Source organism: Mesorhizobium sp. M7A.F.Ca.CA.004.12.1.1 (assembly GCF_003997835.1).
In the GTDB taxonomy this organism is placed as follows: domain Bacteria; phylum Pseudomonadota; class Alphaproteobacteria; order Rhizobiales; family Rhizobiaceae; genus Mesorhizobium.
Window position 1 is genome coordinate 1 of record NZ_RZRK01001139.1, and the last position, 1,451, is coordinate 1,451.

At 67.6% G+C, this 1,451-nt stretch carries 2 protein-coding genes; both read left to right on the top strand.

Annotation, left to right across the window (positions count from 1 at the left end):
- Positions 1–534: ADP-ribosylglycohydrolase family protein (locus EN984_RS34475; RefSeq protein ID WP_206517561.1), on the top strand; the 534-nt coding region annotated here is incomplete at its 5' end.
- A partial coding sequence (locus tag EN984_RS34480) for a PfkB family carbohydrate kinase (protein WP_127384351.1) occupies positions 531–1,451 on the top strand: 921 nt, incomplete at its 3' end. The genes EN984_RS34475 and EN984_RS34480, both read left to right, overlap by 4 nt.

Genomic DNA, 1,451 nt, shown 5'->3' on the forward strand with positions numbered 1-1,451 from the left:
ACGCACAACACCTCGATCGCCATAGCCTCGGCCGCAGCCGTCGCAGCCGCCGTCAGCCGCGGCGTCGCCGGCGGCGGTTGGCGCGATGCTTCGGCCAGCGCGGTCGCGGCGGCGAGGCGAGGGGCGACGCTCGGACATTGGGTCACCGGCGGCGACATCGCCGCGCGTATCGTCTGGGCGCAGGACATCGTGCGTGGCAAGGCGATCAGGGATGCGATCCGGCTGATCACCGATCTGGTCGGCACCGGCGTCGCCAGCCAGGAATCCGTTCCGGCTGCCTTCGCCGTGCTGGAAGTCGCCCGTGGCGACCCCTGGCAAGCAGCCATCATCAGCGCCAATCTCGGCGGCGACACCGATACGATCGGCGCCATCGCTGCCGGCATGGCCGGCGCCTGCACCGGCTTTTCCCGATTGCCGCAAGAGTACATCCTCCGGCTTGTCGGCATCGACTTGTCAGAGGTTGGCGCGCTCGCCGCCGACCTTGTCGCGGCAAGGGCGGCGAAAGCCGGTTCCAGCAAGGACGCGGCGGCGTGAGCGGCCGTCTCGTCCATATCGGCAGTGCCGTGGTCGATTATGTCTACCGCATCGACGCTTTGCCGGCGCCCGGCATGGAAAAGACGGCATCGAGCTTCGCCCAGGTCGCCGGCGGCGGCTTCAACATGATGGTGGCGGCCAGCCGCACCGGCATGCAGGTGGTGTTCGGCGGCCAGCTCGGCAGTGGGCCGAATGGCGACTTCCTGCGCGCCGCCTTCATGGCCGAGAACATCGCGACACTGACGCCGCCATCGCCCTTGATGGACAGTGGCAATTGCGTCGCCATGATCTCCAGCGACGCCGAACGCACCTTCGTGTCATGGCCAGGTGCGGAGAGCGTACTCAGCCTCGATATGATGGCGCCCGTCGCGGTGGCGCCGGGAGACTGGGTGTTCACCTCCGGCTATACGCTGAGCTACCCCAAGAGCCGCGATGCGCTCACCGACTGGATCGAGGCGCTGCCGGCGAATATTCCCTTCGTCTTCGATCCGACGCCGGTCATCTCGGACATTCCACGCTCCATCCTGTCGCGGGTGCTTGCCCGCACCACATGGCTGAGCTGCAACACGAGGGAGGCGGCCGAGATTGCCGGCCCGGGCGATGTCGAGGGTCTCGCGGCGCGACTTCTGGGCGACCATTGCCCGCAGGCTGCTGGCGTGATCATCCGCTCCGGAGCAAAGGGTTGCCACGTACGGTTGGCCCACGGGTCAGCGCAGACCATTGCCGGCTTCAAGGTCAACGCCGTCGACACCAATGGCGCCGGCGACACCCATATCGGCGCTTTTGTCAGCGCGTTGGCGCGCGGCACCCCGCCCTTCGAGGCAGCGCGCTATGCCAATGCTGCGGCGGCCATTTCGGTTACCCGCCATGGTGGCTCCTCGGCGCCGACGAACCGCGAAATCCAGACATTCCTGAGC